The sequence below is a fragment of the Streptomyces sp. NPDC001219 genome (assembly GCF_053597915.1).
This window is the reverse complement of sequence record NZ_JBSFJF010000005.1, coordinates 146,873-159,990: the sequence shown is the minus strand read 5'-3', so window position 1 is coordinate 159,990 and position 13,118 is coordinate 146,873. Positions and strand designations below refer to the sequence as shown.

The 13,118-nt window shown below is 72.1% G+C and carries 11 protein-coding genes; 7 read left to right on the top strand and 4 right to left on the bottom strand.

Translation table 11 applies throughout. The features are described from left to right. Nucleotides 1-28 precede the first annotated feature (28 nt). Together ACWC9R_RS05075 and ACWC9R_RS05070 are read right to left on the bottom strand one after the other, a co-directional pair. A complete protein-coding gene (locus ACWC9R_RS05075) occupies nt 29-1,060 on the bottom strand; it encodes a hypothetical protein (protein WP_450729005.1) in 1,032 nt (343 codons plus the stop codon). A 316-nt stretch (nt 1,061-1,376) separates the two neighbouring features. After that, nucleotides 1,377-2,315: a hypothetical protein gene (locus ACWC9R_RS05070; protein ID WP_450729004.1), complete on the bottom strand. Its 939-nt coding sequence runs from the start codon at nt 2,313-2,315 to the stop codon at nt 1,377-1,379. Between the two features lie 619 nt (nt 2,316-2,934). Here ACWC9R_RS05070 and ACWC9R_RS05065 point away from each other — a divergent pair. The 5 genes from ACWC9R_RS05065 to ACWC9R_RS05045 all read left to right on the top strand — a co-directional run bounded on the left by ACWC9R_RS05065 (nt 2,935) and on the right by ACWC9R_RS05045 (nt 7,904). Further along, on the top strand, nt 2,935-3,903 hold the full coding sequence (locus ACWC9R_RS05065) for an alpha/beta hydrolase (protein WP_450729003.1): 969 nt from the start codon (nt 2,935-2,937) through the stop codon (nt 3,901-3,903). Next, a complete protein-coding gene (locus ACWC9R_RS05060) occupies nt 3,896-5,056 on the top strand; it encodes an acyltransferase family protein (protein ID WP_450729002.1) in 1,161 nt (386 codons plus the stop codon). The genes ACWC9R_RS05065 and ACWC9R_RS05060 overlap by 8 nt, the downstream gene beginning before the upstream one ends. A 1-nt stretch (nt 5,057) precedes the next feature. Continuing rightward, nucleotides 5,058-6,431 carry a sensor histidine kinase gene (locus ACWC9R_RS05055; protein ID WP_450729001.1) on the top strand — a complete coding sequence of 458 codons (1,374 nt, stop codon included), beginning with the start codon at nt 5,058-5,060 and terminating at the stop codon, nt 6,429-6,431. Further along, entirely contained in the window at nt 6,428-7,099 is a 672-nt protein-coding gene (locus tag ACWC9R_RS05050) for a response regulator (protein WP_450729000.1), read from the top strand. Before ACWC9R_RS05055 ends, ACWC9R_RS05050 begins: the two co-directional genes overlap by 4 nt. Before the next feature lie 217 nt (nt 7,100-7,316). Continuing rightward, nucleotides 7,317-7,904, top strand: coding sequence for a hypothetical protein (locus ACWC9R_RS05045; protein ID WP_450728999.1), 588 nt, complete (start codon nt 7,317-7,319; stop codon nt 7,902-7,904). Nucleotides 7,905-7,991: 87 nt separating this feature from the next. Here the strand turns inward: ACWC9R_RS05045 and ACWC9R_RS05040 are convergent, their stop codons facing one another. Then, nucleotides 7,992-8,702 carry a TetR/AcrR family transcriptional regulator gene (locus tag ACWC9R_RS05040; protein WP_450728998.1) on the bottom strand — a complete coding sequence of 237 codons (711 nt, stop codon included), beginning with the start codon at nt 8,700-8,702 and terminating at the stop codon, nt 7,992-7,994. A 162-nt stretch (nt 8,703-8,864) separates the two neighbouring features. On the opposite strand from ACWC9R_RS05040, the gene ACWC9R_RS05035 reads away from it, so the two are divergent. After that, nucleotides 8,865-9,821: an NAD-dependent epimerase/dehydratase family protein gene (locus ACWC9R_RS05035; protein WP_450728997.1), complete on the top strand. Its 957-nt coding sequence runs from the start codon at nt 8,865-8,867 to the stop codon at nt 9,819-9,821. 84 nt (nt 9,822-9,905) lie between these two features. Here the strand turns inward: ACWC9R_RS05035 and ACWC9R_RS05030 are convergent, their stop codons facing one another. Then, complete coding sequence (locus ACWC9R_RS05030) at nt 9,906-10,445, bottom strand: DUF4232 domain-containing protein (RefSeq protein WP_450728996.1); 540 nt, start codon at nt 10,443-10,445, stop codon at nt 9,906-9,908. Between the two features lie 353 nt (nt 10,446-10,798). Between ACWC9R_RS05030 and ACWC9R_RS05025 the strand changes: the two genes are divergently transcribed. Then, a complete protein-coding gene (locus ACWC9R_RS05025; RefSeq protein ID WP_450728995.1) occupies nt 10,799-13,090 on the top strand; it encodes an FUSC family protein in 2,292 nt (763 codons plus the stop codon). Nucleotides 13,091-13,118 lie beyond the last annotated feature (28 nt).

Sequence of the window (13,118 nt, the reverse complement as noted above, 5' to 3'; positions counted from 1 at the left end):
CCCGCGCGCGGCGACGGCGGTCCGCCGGTCAGCCGTTGATGAGGTAGTCGGTGCCGGGAACGAGATGGCCCTGGTGCGGCGCCATGTCGTCCACATTCACCGTCTTGATGATCCAGCGGCTCTGCAGCGCCTCGGGATCGCCGACCTCGACGACCTCCTTGGCGTGGATCGTGTGGTTGTTGTACGTGATCACGAAGTCGCCGGGCTCGATGAAGACCCGCTGTTTGAGGGCGTGCAGGGTGGCGGCGACCTTGGGCACGACGGCCTTGGCCGCCTCGGTGACCCCCACCGTCCGGTTCTCGAAGAACCGCAGGTCCTCGGGGCCCCGGCCACCGATGATCGGGTGCTTGTCCGCGTCGCCGAGCTCGACCCGGCCGCCGCCCATGGTGCTCAGGTCGTCGAAGGGGGTGTAGAACTCGTGGGAGCGCAGCAGCTCCAGTTCCTCCTCGGTGAAGGCGGAGATGACGTCGATGTTCCGGACGAACGAGGTGTAGACCTCGTTCACGGGATTGCTGCGCATACCGACCATGTAGACCTGGTCGGGCCGTACGAAGTGGTTCGCGAGGTCCTTGTGGAAGTGAATCTGCCGCAGCGCCTTCTGTGACTGGCTGCCCTGCAGATGCCGCTGCGGGTAGATGTCCTGGAAGACGTCGCCGTCATTGACGTTGACGTACCCGATGGCCGGGGTGTTCGCCAGCTGGGCGAACAGCGCGAGGAATCCCTCCGCGACGAAGGTCTTCTTCAGCTCGTACTTGGAGCGCACCGGCTGGTCGAAGTCGAACACCGGGACATCGCGGTCGTAGGGGACGTTCTTCAGCACCACGACGGGCTCGGTGCTGCGGTCGCGGGTCGCCAGCCCATCGACATAGGCCCGGAATCGCTCCGGTACCGCACCGCCGGCTATCAGTTGGCCCACCTGGAAGCGGTGGGCGTGGTAGAGGCGATAGGGATTCGCGGTGACGGTGTCGAGTGAATCCTCCAGCGCTTCGCGCTCCGCATCCGTGAACACGAACTCTGGACTGATGGTCCAGCTGGTCCCGATGGCAGCTTCAACAGTCATTACGCTCCTTGTGGGAAATCCCAACCGATGGCGGAGTCAGCTCTTTTCCTTCGACGCACAGCCGGATTACGAGTTCTGTGCTTCGAACCGCAGTCAACTCCCCGGATTTCGCACTGTCCATGCATTTGAGGCAGAGTCAAAATCTTCAACCAACCGCCTCGTTGGCCGTCGGATCGTCTGGTCGGCGCGAAAGTTGACGCCCGTGACGCCGGCCGGACGCCTCCGGTTCCCGAAATGGTTTTTTCTTGACCGAATGAAGAAGTGCGCGGCGCTGCGGCCCGGCCGGACGCAGCGACGCGCACTTCTTACCCAGCCGTCAGAATGACTGAGGGGCGGCCTTTGGCTCTGCGGTGAATTGCGTGAGGATGAGCGCCGAACCGACCGGGGTCAGCACGTGTTTGACCGCTTTGCCCACGCGATGGGTGGCCACCAGGCCACCGTTGCGCAGCGCGGTCACATGCACCGAGGCGGTTCCCGCGCTGACACCCAGCCGGTCCGCGAGTTCGGTGGTCCCGCAGCCGGCTCCGATGTTGAGGAGTGCCGCCGCGCGACCGCGGCCGAGCAGCGCGCCGAGCCGGGTGGCGGCCACCGCCTCGTTGTCGTCCCACAGCCGGCGGTGCCCGGAGGCGGGGTAGGTGACCACGGAGCCTAATTCGTTCGTCAGCAGCACCCTCGTCCGCTGGAAGACCGAGGGCACCAGGATCAGCCCGCGCTCGACGCCGCCCGGCTCACCGCGTACGTCGCGCAGGGTGAGGCCGGGCAGGGTGCGTACGACCTGCCGGGCGCCGCAGGCCGCCAGGCCGTGGGCGCGCAGGGCGACATCGGACTCCAGGGCGGTCCTGATCCGGGGCCAGTCACCGGCGAGGCACTCCTGGAAGAAGGCACGCGCGGCCTCCTCCAGCGGCCCGAGCGCCGCGAAGTCGGCCTCCTGACGGCTGGTCGCCCCGTCCTGCCGGCGGAGCAACTGCCCCGCCACCATTCGCGTCGGGTGCTGCACCGCGGCCTGGGAGAAGGTGACCGCGTGCCGGGCGGCGCACTTCAGAACGCGACGACGCCAGCCGAGCAGGGCCGGATGCTGCCCGCACAGGGCCTCGCCGGCCGCCAGCACCTCCAGCAGCGGCGAGATCAGAAAGCGGCAACCGGACAGCTCCTGCGCGGAAATGCTCAGTGTCACCGGGCCGTTGGACGCCGTCCGGGGCGGCGCCGGCGGGGTCGGCCGCTGACCGGTCAGCGGCGGCTGAGTAGTAAGGGACATCGGGTGTGGTACTCCTCCACTCGACCTTCATGACCGTGGGCAGGCACACCGGCACGGGGTCACGGTAGCGAGCAGTAAAGCCGAACAGCGCGGCAGAGTGGGGGTGTTGGGAGCGGGGCACGGCCGCCGGCGGCCATCACCTGTGGCTGTCCCGCTTACGGCCGTCCCTCCCGGAGTGGGGAGGGAGGCCGCGAACCATTCCGCGGTGGCGGGATATGCCACACGGAAAGCCGGAAGTGCGCACAGGGTCGGCGCTCTGCCTCGGGCACGCGAAACCAAGGGGGCCCTCGGTTTGTGTGCCGCGTATCCGCTGGTGAGCGGGCCCTGATCATAAGCACACATGATCTAGGAACACAGGGCGCTCTCAGATGGTGAGAAGGCGTTCTCCTGTCGGCCTCGGAGCCCCATGACGGGTCGAGTGGCCCACAACACGCCTGCGGTGCAAGCGGGCTGACGCGGTAACAGGCGAGCACTGCTGTGCGCTGCTCCCTCCCCTACCCCTCATACCTGAGAGCCAGCCCGGAAGTACGCTCCCCGGCGGGACGTCGACCAAGCACCCCGCTCCTTACCTTCACTACCGGAAGCACGACCGGCTTCCGGTACGGAAGGACCATCCCCTATGGCGTCCCGCCCGCGCGGCAGCCGTCCGCTGCGCACTCTGCTCGCCGCTCTCGTCGTCACCTCCGTGGTGGTGCCCGTGTCGGGTGCGGCCCGTCCCGCGGCCGTCCCGGCACCCGCCCCGAGGGTCCTCGCCCCGCTGCGGGACGCCGGGCCCGGCGCGCTCGCCGAGCGGTACGCCGTCCACCGCGAGGGCATCCGCGCGGCGGAGCGGATGGCCGAGGCCCACGGCGACCGGGCCCGCGCCGCGGCACTGCGCGAAATGGCAGCCCCGGAACGGCAGTTCCTGTTCTTCGACGGCCGTGACGGCGGCCGCACCACCGAGGTCTACGGCGACCTGGCGCGCGCCGAGCGGATCGCCGTACTGGTGCCGGGCTCGGACACCAACCTCGACCGGTACAAGCGTCTCCGGGACGGCGCCGTGGCGCTCCAGCGGGAACTGGGCGGCCGCTCCGCCGTCATCGCCTGGCTCGGGTACCGGACACCGAGCACGGTGGGCCCGGATGTGCTCACCCCCGGGCGCGCGGCACAGGCCGCTCCCGGACTCCGCGCCTTCGCCGGTGACCTGGCGAGGCTCCGTCCCGGCGCCCGGGTCTCCGTGCTCTGCCATTCCTACGCGGCCGTGGTCTGCGGCCGGGCCGCGCCGGGGCTGGACGTCACGGACCTCGTCCTGTTCGGCAGCCCCGGCGCGGGCGCCGACAACGTCGCCGCGCTGCACACCCCGGCGACCGTGTGGGCCGGCCGGGGCGACGACGACTGGATCGCCGACGTGCCGCACGGGCAGGTGGAACTCCCCTTCGGAACGCTGGGGTTGGGTGCCGATCCGGTCACGCCCGCGTTCGGCGCCAAGGTCTTCCCGGCGGGTCCCGGAGGCCACAGCGACTATCTCGCGCCGGGTTCGGTGTCCCTGCGCAATCTCGCCCGGATCGTCTCCGGCCGGGCGCCCTCCGAGGAGAGCCACGATGCGTGAACTGATCCGGCGGACCGCCGCCATGACGCCGGACGACCGGGACCTGGGTGTCGACGCACTGCGCGCGCTCGCCATTCTCGGGGTGATGCTCGGCCACTGGCTGGTGACCGCGCTGGTCGCCGACAGCGGAACGGTGCGCGCCGTCAGCCCCCTCGGCCTGCTGCCGCAACTCACCCCGGCGTCCTGGCTCTTCCAGACCCTGGCGGTCTTCTTCCTGGTGGGCGGCCGGATGGCGGCGAAGAGCTGGGCCGGCGCGCGGGCCCGGGGCGGAACATACCGCCGGTGGCTCGCTGCCCGCACGGCCCGGCTGTTCCGGCCGGTGGTGGCCGTCCTCGCGATCTGGAGTCTGGTGGCGGGCGCGCTGCTGGTCGCCGGGGCCGGTCTGGAGACCGTCGGCACGCTGGCCCGGCTGGCGCTGTCCCCGCTCTGGTTCCTGCTGGTCTTCGCCGCGCTGACGGCGGCGACTCCGCTGGTCAGCCGGCTGCATCCGCTGTGGCCGCTCGCCCTCGTCCTGCACATCGATCTGATCCGGTTCGGCCTGGGCGGTCCGGCCTGGCTCGGCTGGGTCAATATCGCGGCCGGCTGGCTGGTTCCGTACTGCCTGGGTACGGCCTGGGCCCGGGACCGGCTGCGGAGCCGGGCGACGGGATGGGGCCTGCTGCTCGGCGGCGCCGTCAGCACCGCCGCACTCGTCCTGTGGGCCGGCTACCCGGCGGCCATGGTCGGGGTGCCCGGTGCCGCCATATCCAACCTCAACCCGCCCACCCTCGCGGCCGTCACCTTCGGTCTGGCCCAGTCCGGGGCGGCGCTGCTGCTCCTCGGCCCGCTGCGGCGGCTGCTCCGTCGCCCCGCGGCCCGGGCGGCGGTGGTGCTGATGAACCTCTCGGCGATGACGCTCTTCCTGTGGCACCAGACGGCGATGATGGCGGTCACCGCGATCGGACTGCTCACGGGCGGGTTCCTGCCCGGTCTGCACACCGTTCCCGACGGAGCCGGCTGGGTCCTCGCCCGGCTGGCCTGGCTGCCGGTGTTCGCGCTGGCGCTGCTGGTGTGCTGGGCCGCGTTCCGCACGTATGAGCAGGGGCGACGCGGCGGCACCGAGGCGCTGCGGCCCGGGCGCCCCGTCAGGAGCAGGACGGTGGGGCATGTTTAGGATGCACGATGTGAGCCAGGGGGGCCGGAGAAGCGTGGGTCGGCGGTTGTGGGCGGCCGTGCGGGTGGTTCCGCGTACCCTGCGCGAGGATCTGTGGACCGTGGCGCGGGACCCCCTGCCCCGGTTGCGCTGGCTGGGCCGGCTGCCGCATGCCCATGTGGTGCTGGTGGCGGTGCTGATGGGCTGGCTCAACGCGGTGCAGTACGAGGGGGACCTCGGGCCGGCCGCGCTGACGACGGCTCTGGTGCTCGCGGCGCTCCAGTCGGGCGCCGTGGTCCTCGCGCTGTCCCGCCCGGTGCCCGCCTGGTGGATTTCGACGCTCGCGCTCTTCCTGGCCAGGGACGCCGGTCCGCTCAAGGTCAGCCACGCCCCGCTGTGGTCCTGGAGCATCCCGGGCATCGCCCTGCACGCCCTGGTGCTGTTCCTGCTCGCGCTGCGGGTCCGGCCCCGTGTCGCGGTCGAGGCGCTGGGGCTCTCGCTCCTGGCGGCCATGTCCGCCCTGGTCTTCATGGCGCCGGTGCCGGACCACAGCACCCTGCCGGGTGAGGCCGCTCCGGTCCTCGCGTCCTCCGTCCACGACGTGACGGTCGTCCAGGACGCCGTGACCCTGACGTTGGCGGTGGTGGTGGGCGCCGCGCTGCGCGCCCGCCGGGTGGCGCGCGTCCAACTCGTCGAGCTGGAGGTGCTCACCGCCGAGGAGCGGGCCCGGCGCACGCTGCTGGAGGAGCGCAACCGGATCGCCCGCGAGCTGCACGACGTGGTCGCCCACCACATGACGGTGATCTCGATCCAGGCGCAGGTCGCCCCGCATCTGGTCAAGGACCCCACCGACGAGCTGAGGGAGAACCTCGCGGGCATCCGGGGGAACGCGGTCGAGGCGCTGACCGAACTCCGGCGGGTGCTGGGCGTGCTGCGCTCGGAGGACGCCGCGGCGGACGGTGTGCGGCACGCCCCGCAGCCCACGCTCGGCCGGCTGGACGAGCTGGTCGGCACGGTGCGCGGAGCCGGGCTCACGGTCAGCACCGAAGTCACCGGCGAGCCGCGCCCGCTGTCCCCGGGAGTCGAGCTGTCGGCGTTCCGTATCGTCCAGGAAGCCCTCAGCAACGCGATCCGGCACGCGCCCGGCGCGGAGGTGCGGGTGACCGTCGGGTACCGGGCCGGCGGGGTGGCCATCCGGGTCGCCAACTCCGCGCCGGACCGGCCCGCCCCGCCCTCACCGGGTGCCGGCCACGGCCTGCTGGGCATGCACGAGCGGACCACCATGCTCGGCGGCGAACTCGCCACCGGCCCCACCCCCGACGGCGGTTACGAAGTGACCGCGATTCTGCCCGCCCAGGCCGCGACGCCTGCCGATCCCGGTGAGCCTGTTCCATGACAACCATCCGTGTGCTGATCGCCGACGACCAAGTGATGGTCCGTCAGGGGTTCTCCGTGCTGCTCAACGCCGAGCCCGGCATCGAGGTCGTCGGCCAGGCCGTCGACGGTCTCGACGCCGTCGACCAGGTCGGCCGGCTCGCGCCGGACGTCGTCCTGATGGACGTCCGGATGCCGCGGCTCGGCGGTATCGAGGCGACCCGCCGCCTCACCGAACCGGCCGGTGCCGAGGTCAAGGTCCTCGTCCTGACCACCTTCGACCTCGATGAGTACGTGTACGAGGCGCTGCGCGCCGGCGCCTCCGGGTTCCTGCTGAAGGACGCCTCGGCGAACGAACTCGCCGAGGCCGTACGGGTGGTGGCGGCCGGTGACGCCCTGCTCGCCCCGAACGTCACCAAGCGTCTGATAGCCGAGTTCTCCCGGGTCACCAGCTCGCCGCGCGCCCCGCTCAAGGACCGGGTCGGCACGCTGACGGAGCGCGAGACGGAGGTGCTGTCCCTGATCGCGCAGGGCCTGACGAACGGCGAGATCGCGGAGCGGCTCTTCCTGGCGGAACAGACCGTGAAGAGCCATGTGGGCCGGATTCTGAACAAGCTGAGCCTGCGTGACCGGACCCAGGCCACCGTCTTCGCCTACGAGTCGGGGCTGGTCCGCCCGTCCGGATACTGAGCGGCCCGGCACGAGCCCCACGGCCGGGCCCGGAACGGGTAACCGCAGCTCGCCCGGCATCGGCCTTTGGTCCCCTTTCCGCTCCGCCACGGGGCGGAGCGGCACCCGTCTGTGGAGCGATGCCCGGTGGCGCGGTGGACGGGAGCGTGGTGCTCAGCGGGGAACCGACGCCCTGCCGCACCGGTTCCGGTGTCTGCCTGATCCGCAGGAGGACGCAATGCCCCGCATCCGCCGCCCGTTCGCCGTGGCCGCCACCGCCCTCGCCGTCTGCACGGCGACCGCGCTGCCCCCGGTCCTGACCGGCCCGGCCGCGGCGGCCGGGGCCGGGACCACGGCCGCCCGGCACATGACCGACGAGCCGTCGCTGACGGGCTCCGCCAAGCTCGCGCGGCGGCCCGGCGATAACGTCCACTTCCGCTTCAACGCCCGTGGTTTCGCCGACCGGGCGCGCGGCACCTTCTACGTCAGCCACCACCTCGGCAAGGACTGGGGCGGCTACTTCAAGGGCCGGATCGACTGCCTGCTGACGGGCGGGCCGGTGGCCGTCGCCACCGGCGTCGTGACCGAGACGCACTTCAAGAGCGCACCGGGCCTGCCGCGGGTCGGTGACCTCAGGGGCAAGCGGTTCGGCTTCACCGTCCTGGACGCCGGCCGGAAGGACCGGCTGGGCTACAGCTGGGCGATGGACGGCCTGCCGAAGAACGGCGTCGGCAAGTGCCTGGGCTCGGCCCCGTTCGAGACCCTGGAGAAGGGCGACTTCACCGTCCACCACTGGATGCCGCCGCGCCAGCCCGCCCGCCGCTGATCCACCGCGGCCGACCGGTCCGGGTGCCGGCGCGCACGGCACCCGGTGACCCTGCCGGCCGGGGCCCGCGTCCGCCCCGGTCCGCGGCTACAGCTGGAAGGAGTCGGCCAGGGTGTCGATCTGCGCGGTGAGCAGGGTGCGCGCCCGGTGCCCCATCCCGGCGTACTGGCCGGACACTTCCAGGCTGACCGTGCCGTGCAGCTGCGACCAGGCCAGCACCGTGCCGGCCAGCGCGGTCCCCGCGGCGGCGTCCCGCGGAGCCAGCACGGTGTGCTCCGCCAGCCAGTCGGCGACGGCCTCCTCCGTGCGGACCCAGGCGGCCATCTCCTCGACGAGCGGCCGCAGCGCCTCGGCGGGCGTCCCCGCGGCGAACACCTTCAGGAACGGCCCCAGGACGGCCCGCGCACGCAGCAGGGTGTCGGGCGGCGCCGCGTATCCGGGCAGCGGGGTGCCCTGGATCAGCAGATAGCGGTGCGGCTGGTCGACGGCCCAGTCCCGGTAGGCGTCGGCGAGGGCGTGCAGGGCGGCGCGCGGACCGTCAGCGGGCGCGCCGCCGGCCTGCCCGACGGCCTGCGCCACCTCGTCGTAGGCGTCCCGGATCAGCTCGCTCAGCAGGTCGTCCCGGCCGGCGAAGTAGCGGTAGAGGGCGGGGCCGGACAGCCCCATGTCCTTGGCGATACGGGTGAGCGCGACGGCCTGGATGCCGCCCTCGGCGAGCTGCTGGAGCGCGGCCGCCTTGATCTCCGCGCGGTTCTGTTCGCGGTAGCGCGCCCGGGGGCTGCGTGCCTCGGCGGCCATGGTCTCCTCCTGCGTTCGCGACGGTCTGAAGCAAGCGTGAAGCGTCATCGCCGATCGTAGCCAACAGCCCTCTTGCGATCCTCCATCGCTAAAGTTATGGTCTCTAACCGAAGCGAGGGACCGAAACACGCAGGGCCATCGGCCCGGAGAGAAGGAACCGCCATGTCCGCTGCCTCACACCCGCTGCACGTCGTCCTGGGCGCCGGCCCCGCAGGCACCACGCTCGCCGGTGAGCTCGTGCGCCGCGGCTACGCCGTACGACTGGTCAGCCGCTCGGCACCGGAGAACGCCGCCGAGGGCGTCCAGCCGTTCGCCGCCGATGTGAGCACGGCCGACGGGGCGCTGGCCGCCGTCGCGGGCGCCGCGGTCGTCTACCACTGCGTGAATGTCGCCTATCACCGTCAGGTCGAGGTGATGCCCCGGGTCCAGTCCGCGGTGCTGGGCGCCGTCGAGGCCGTCGGTGCGCGGCTGGTCGTCCTGGACACGCTGTATCCGTACGGCCCGACGCAGGGCGCGGTGATGACGGAGGACACCCCGTGGCGGGCGACCAGCCGCAAGGGGCGGATGCGGGCGCAGCTGGACGAGCGGTATCTCGCCGCCCACCGTGAGGGGCGCGCCCGGGTCGTCCTCGGCCGGTCGGCCGACTTCGTCGGGCCCGGGGTGCTCAACTCGACGCTCGGCGGAGCGGTCTTCCCGGCCGCGCTGAGCGGCGGTGAGGTCCTCGCCATGGGCGACATCGATCTGCCGCACAGCTACACGGACATCCGGGACGTGGCGGCCGGACTCGCCACGCTCGGCACGCACCCGGAGGGCGACGGCCGGGTCTGGCACCTGCCCACCACGCCCGCCGTCACCACCCGCGAGATCCACCGGATGATCGAGGCGCGGGTGGGCCGCCCGCTGCAGCGGGCAGTGCTCACCGAACCCCGCCCCTTCGGGCCGTTCGACGCGGAGTTCATGGCCGAGTACGCGGAGATGTTCTATCAGCACACCGAGCCGCAGATCGTGGACTCCACGGCCTTCGAGCGGGCCTTCGGCATCCGCCCGACCCCGCTGGACGCGACCCTTGACGACACCGTGGAGTGGTACCGCGCCCTGCTGGCCGGCACCCGGAGCTGACCCGGCCGCACGAGCGGCGGCGGGGCGGGAAGAGGCCGGGGGCCGACGCACGGTGCGTCGGCCCCCGGTGCGTTCCGGCAGCGGTCAGGAGGCGCCGGGGGGTGTCGCCGCCCAGGCGGTCACCGCCAGCTTGCCGCCGTCGACCGCCTGGTCGAACGGCACGACGCTGTGCGCGTTGCTGCCCGTCGGCGCGACCTGGAGGTACTTGGCCTGCGCGGACGACGGCCCGGCGTGCGTCCAGACCAGGTCCGCGTAGGCGCTCTTGCCCGGCTTCAGGGTGATCCCGTGCATCCCCGGGTCCTTGGCGAAGTAGGTGTCACCGTGCTGCGCCGTGGTCTTGATCGCCGTGTGTCCGGAGCCCTCCAGCGCCAGCCCCGGGTAGCCGCCTATCGCGCAGGTGCCGCCGCCGGTGTTGGTCACCTTCAGGTAGGTGCCCTGGTGATTCATCCCGGCCTGGCTCGAACCCGCGTCGGTGGTCGTGACCTTCAGCGTCCCCGGCCGGCACGCGCCGGCCGCAGCGGCGCCGGTGGCACCCGCCGCGGAGGCCATCCCGGCACCCGCACCCGCGACCAGCGCGACGGCGGCCGCAACGGTGGCGGCGGAACGCAGCCCACGCATCGTCATCAGTCATCAACTCCCTCTTCTCCGGCACCCGGAGAACATTGCTCGCGCACCACCGACCACCCGCCCGGCTCCGTCGGCACCCCGTGAAGGGGGTCGGGATGCGGACGATCCGGGCCTCGCGGCCGACCGGTGCGCTCTGGTTCGTTTGCGCACCACCCACCCTGGGAGCCGCCACTGATGAACGGCTAACGCCTCACTAACACCAGGAACACCAGGAATGAGGCGTGGGCGGCAAATGTCTGCAAGGGGAGGAATGCGGTGAGTTGAGGGGAGCGGGGAGGGGCGCGGGAGGGCCGGGCCGGTGCGGCGGAAGCCTGTCCGAGCAGGCGTGCGATGCTGGAGCACTCCGGATCATGGCAAAAAATGGGGTGTACGGCGGCGTGCTGGCAGCGATACGGCGGACTGGGACGCGTACCTGGGAGCGCTTCGCGGCATCCGACCCAGGGCTACTGCGGCTGATGGCGGGGCTGCGCACGGTCGGGGCCATCGTGCTCACCCTCGTCGTCCTGGTACTGCTGGACACCGGCGTGACGCTGATGGTCGCGGGCGCCATGACCGCCATGGTGGCCACCTTCGCGGTCAAGGAGAAGGAGGTGCGCGGCCAGGCGCTCACCCTCGCGCTGGGCCTGCCCGTCGCGCTCACCGCGATGTCGCTGGGGGCGCTGCTGCACTCCCTGATCATCGCCGGCGACCTGTTCTTCGTCCTGCTGATCTTCGCCGCCGTCTACTGCCGGCGGTTCGGTGACCGCGGCACCGCGCTCGGACTGATCGGCTTCCAGGTCTACTTCGTCTCGCTGTTCGTGCAGGCCACCGGCCCCACCCTGCCCGAGCTGTATCTGACGCTGGGCGTCGCCTTCGCGTGCAGCGCGGTCGTACGGTTCGCCGTCGTGCCGGAGACGCCCATCCGCACCCTGCGGCGGCTGCGCGAGGCGTTCCGGGCCCGGCTGGCCCAGCTGTTGGCGACCCAGATGGAGCTGCTGGACGCCGGGCCGGACGAGCTCGACAAGGTCCTGGACGACCTGCGGCGGCACACCGCCCGGCTGCACGAGGCGGCACTGATGGTCCAGGGGCACCTGGAGGAGGGCACCCGGGACGCGGCGACGGCGGGGCTGGTGCAACGCCGCGTCGCGGATGCCGAGATAGCCGCCGAACGGCTCGGGATGCTGATCCTCAACGCCCGCAGTGCCGAGCGCGCGGACACCATCACCATGCATCTGCCGGACGCCCCCGTGCCGGCCACCGGGAACCGGATGGGCACCGAGGACGAGGCGATCGCCGCCCTGCACCGGGACCTGAACGCGCTGCTGCTGCTGGTCGCACGGCGCGCGCCCGACGACCGCGGCACCGCGCTGGCCCTGGTGCGCAACCGGCTGCTCGGCTACCGGGAGGAGGACGACCTGCCGCGTGCCTCGGCCGCCGTGCAGGACGTCTTCCGCGGGCTGGGTGAGACCGCGCGCGCCGTCCTGGGTCTGCGGCTGGCGCTGGACGGGCCGCAGGACGAGTCGGACGACTCCCCCGCCACCACACGCTCGCGTGAGGAGTTCGACGCCGAGGACCTCTCGATCGTCGGGGCCGACGAGTCCGAGGACCCGGAGGAGGACCGCACCGGGCTCGAACGGCCCACCACCCGGGCCGCGTTCCAGGTCGCGGTGGGATCGACGCTGGCCATCATCGGGGGCGAGTTCCTGTCCAGCCAGCGCTGGTACTGGGCGGTGCTGACCTGCTGGGTGGTCTTCCTCAACACCGCGTCCACGGGCGAGATCCTGGTGAAGGGCTACCGCCGGCTGGTCGGCACGGTCCTCGGCGTGGTGGCCGGTGTGGCGCTGGCCGGGCTGGTCGGCAACCACACCTGGACGGCGTTCGCGCTGGTGCTGCTCTGCATCTTCGGGATGTGGTTCACCGCGCCGCTGTCGTACGCGCTGATGTCCTTCTTCACCACCGCGATGCTCGGGCTGCTCTACACCCTGCTCAACACCTACAGCCTCGATGTGCTGGTGCTGCGCATCGAGGAGACCGCACTGGGCGCGGCCTGCGGCATCATCGGCGCCGTGGTGGTCCTGCCGGTGCACACCGACCGCCGTACGGACGAGCTGCTGGGCACGGTGCTGGTCCGGCTGCGGGACGTGGTCTCCGCCGCGGTGGAGCAGCTCAGTGGCGGGCCCGCCGTCGACCTGCTGGCCAAGGCCCGCGATCTGGACACCGCGCTGGACGAGCTGCGCGCCTCCACCCAGCCGTTGACGCACCCGATCACCCCACTGCGCGGCCGCCGCCGGACCGTCCGCTATCTGGTGGCGCTCCTGGAGACCAGCGCCTATCACGCCCGTTCCCTGGCGGCGACGGCGGAACTCGTGCCGTACAGCAAGACCATCGCGGCCGATCCGCGCCTCGCCCGCGCCGGCCGGCGCATCGGCCAGAACATCGATCTCCTCGTCGCCCGGGTGCTGGAGGAGACCACGGAGGGCGAGGTCGACTCGGGTTTCAGTATCGCCGCGATGCTGGAAGCGGCCGGCTCGGGGGCGCTGCAGTCGGGCACCGTCACCTTCCGCGTGCTGCGGCATCTCCAGCGTCTCGACGAGGGGGTGGTGGGTCTGGCCCGTCCGCTCGACGTGCCGGTGTCCGGGCCCAAGGCGGGCAAGACCGGCTGAGCGGGCCGGTCGCGGTCCGGCGCTCCCG

Coding starts and splice junctions, on each gene's coding strand:
- ACWC9R_RS05075 (WP_450729005.1), bottom strand. CDS start 1,060: ATGACTGTTGAAGCTGCCATCGGGACCAGCTGGACCATCAGTCCAGAG.
- ACWC9R_RS05070 (WP_450729004.1), bottom strand. CDS start 2,315: ATGTCCCTTACTACTCAGCCGCCGCTGACCGGTCAGCGGCCGACCCCG.
- ACWC9R_RS05065 (WP_450729003.1), top strand. CDS start 2,935: ATGGCGTCCCGCCCGCGCGGCAGCCGTCCGCTGCGCACTCTGCTCGCC.
- ACWC9R_RS05060 (WP_450729002.1), top strand. CDS start 3,896: ATGCGTGAACTGATCCGGCGGACCGCCGCCATGACGCCGGACGACCGG.
- ACWC9R_RS05055 (WP_450729001.1), top strand. CDS start 5,058: ATGCACGATGTGAGCCAGGGGGGCCGGAGAAGCGTGGGTCGGCGGTTG.
- ACWC9R_RS05050 (WP_450729000.1), top strand. CDS start 6,428: ATGACAACCATCCGTGTGCTGATCGCCGACGACCAAGTGATGGTCCGT.
- ACWC9R_RS05045 (WP_450728999.1), top strand. CDS start 7,317: ATGCCCCGCATCCGCCGCCCGTTCGCCGTGGCCGCCACCGCCCTCGCC.
- ACWC9R_RS05040 (WP_450728998.1), bottom strand. CDS start 8,702: ATGGCCGCCGAGGCACGCAGCCCCCGGGCGCGCTACCGCGAACAGAAC.
- ACWC9R_RS05035 (WP_450728997.1), top strand. CDS start 8,865: ATGTCCGCTGCCTCACACCCGCTGCACGTCGTCCTGGGCGCCGGCCCC.
- ACWC9R_RS05030 (WP_450728996.1), bottom strand. CDS start 10,445: ATGACGATGCGTGGGCTGCGTTCCGCCGCCACCGTTGCGGCCGCCGTC.
- ACWC9R_RS05025 (WP_450728995.1), top strand. CDS start 10,799: ATGGCAAAAAATGGGGTGTACGGCGGCGTGCTGGCAGCGATACGGCGG.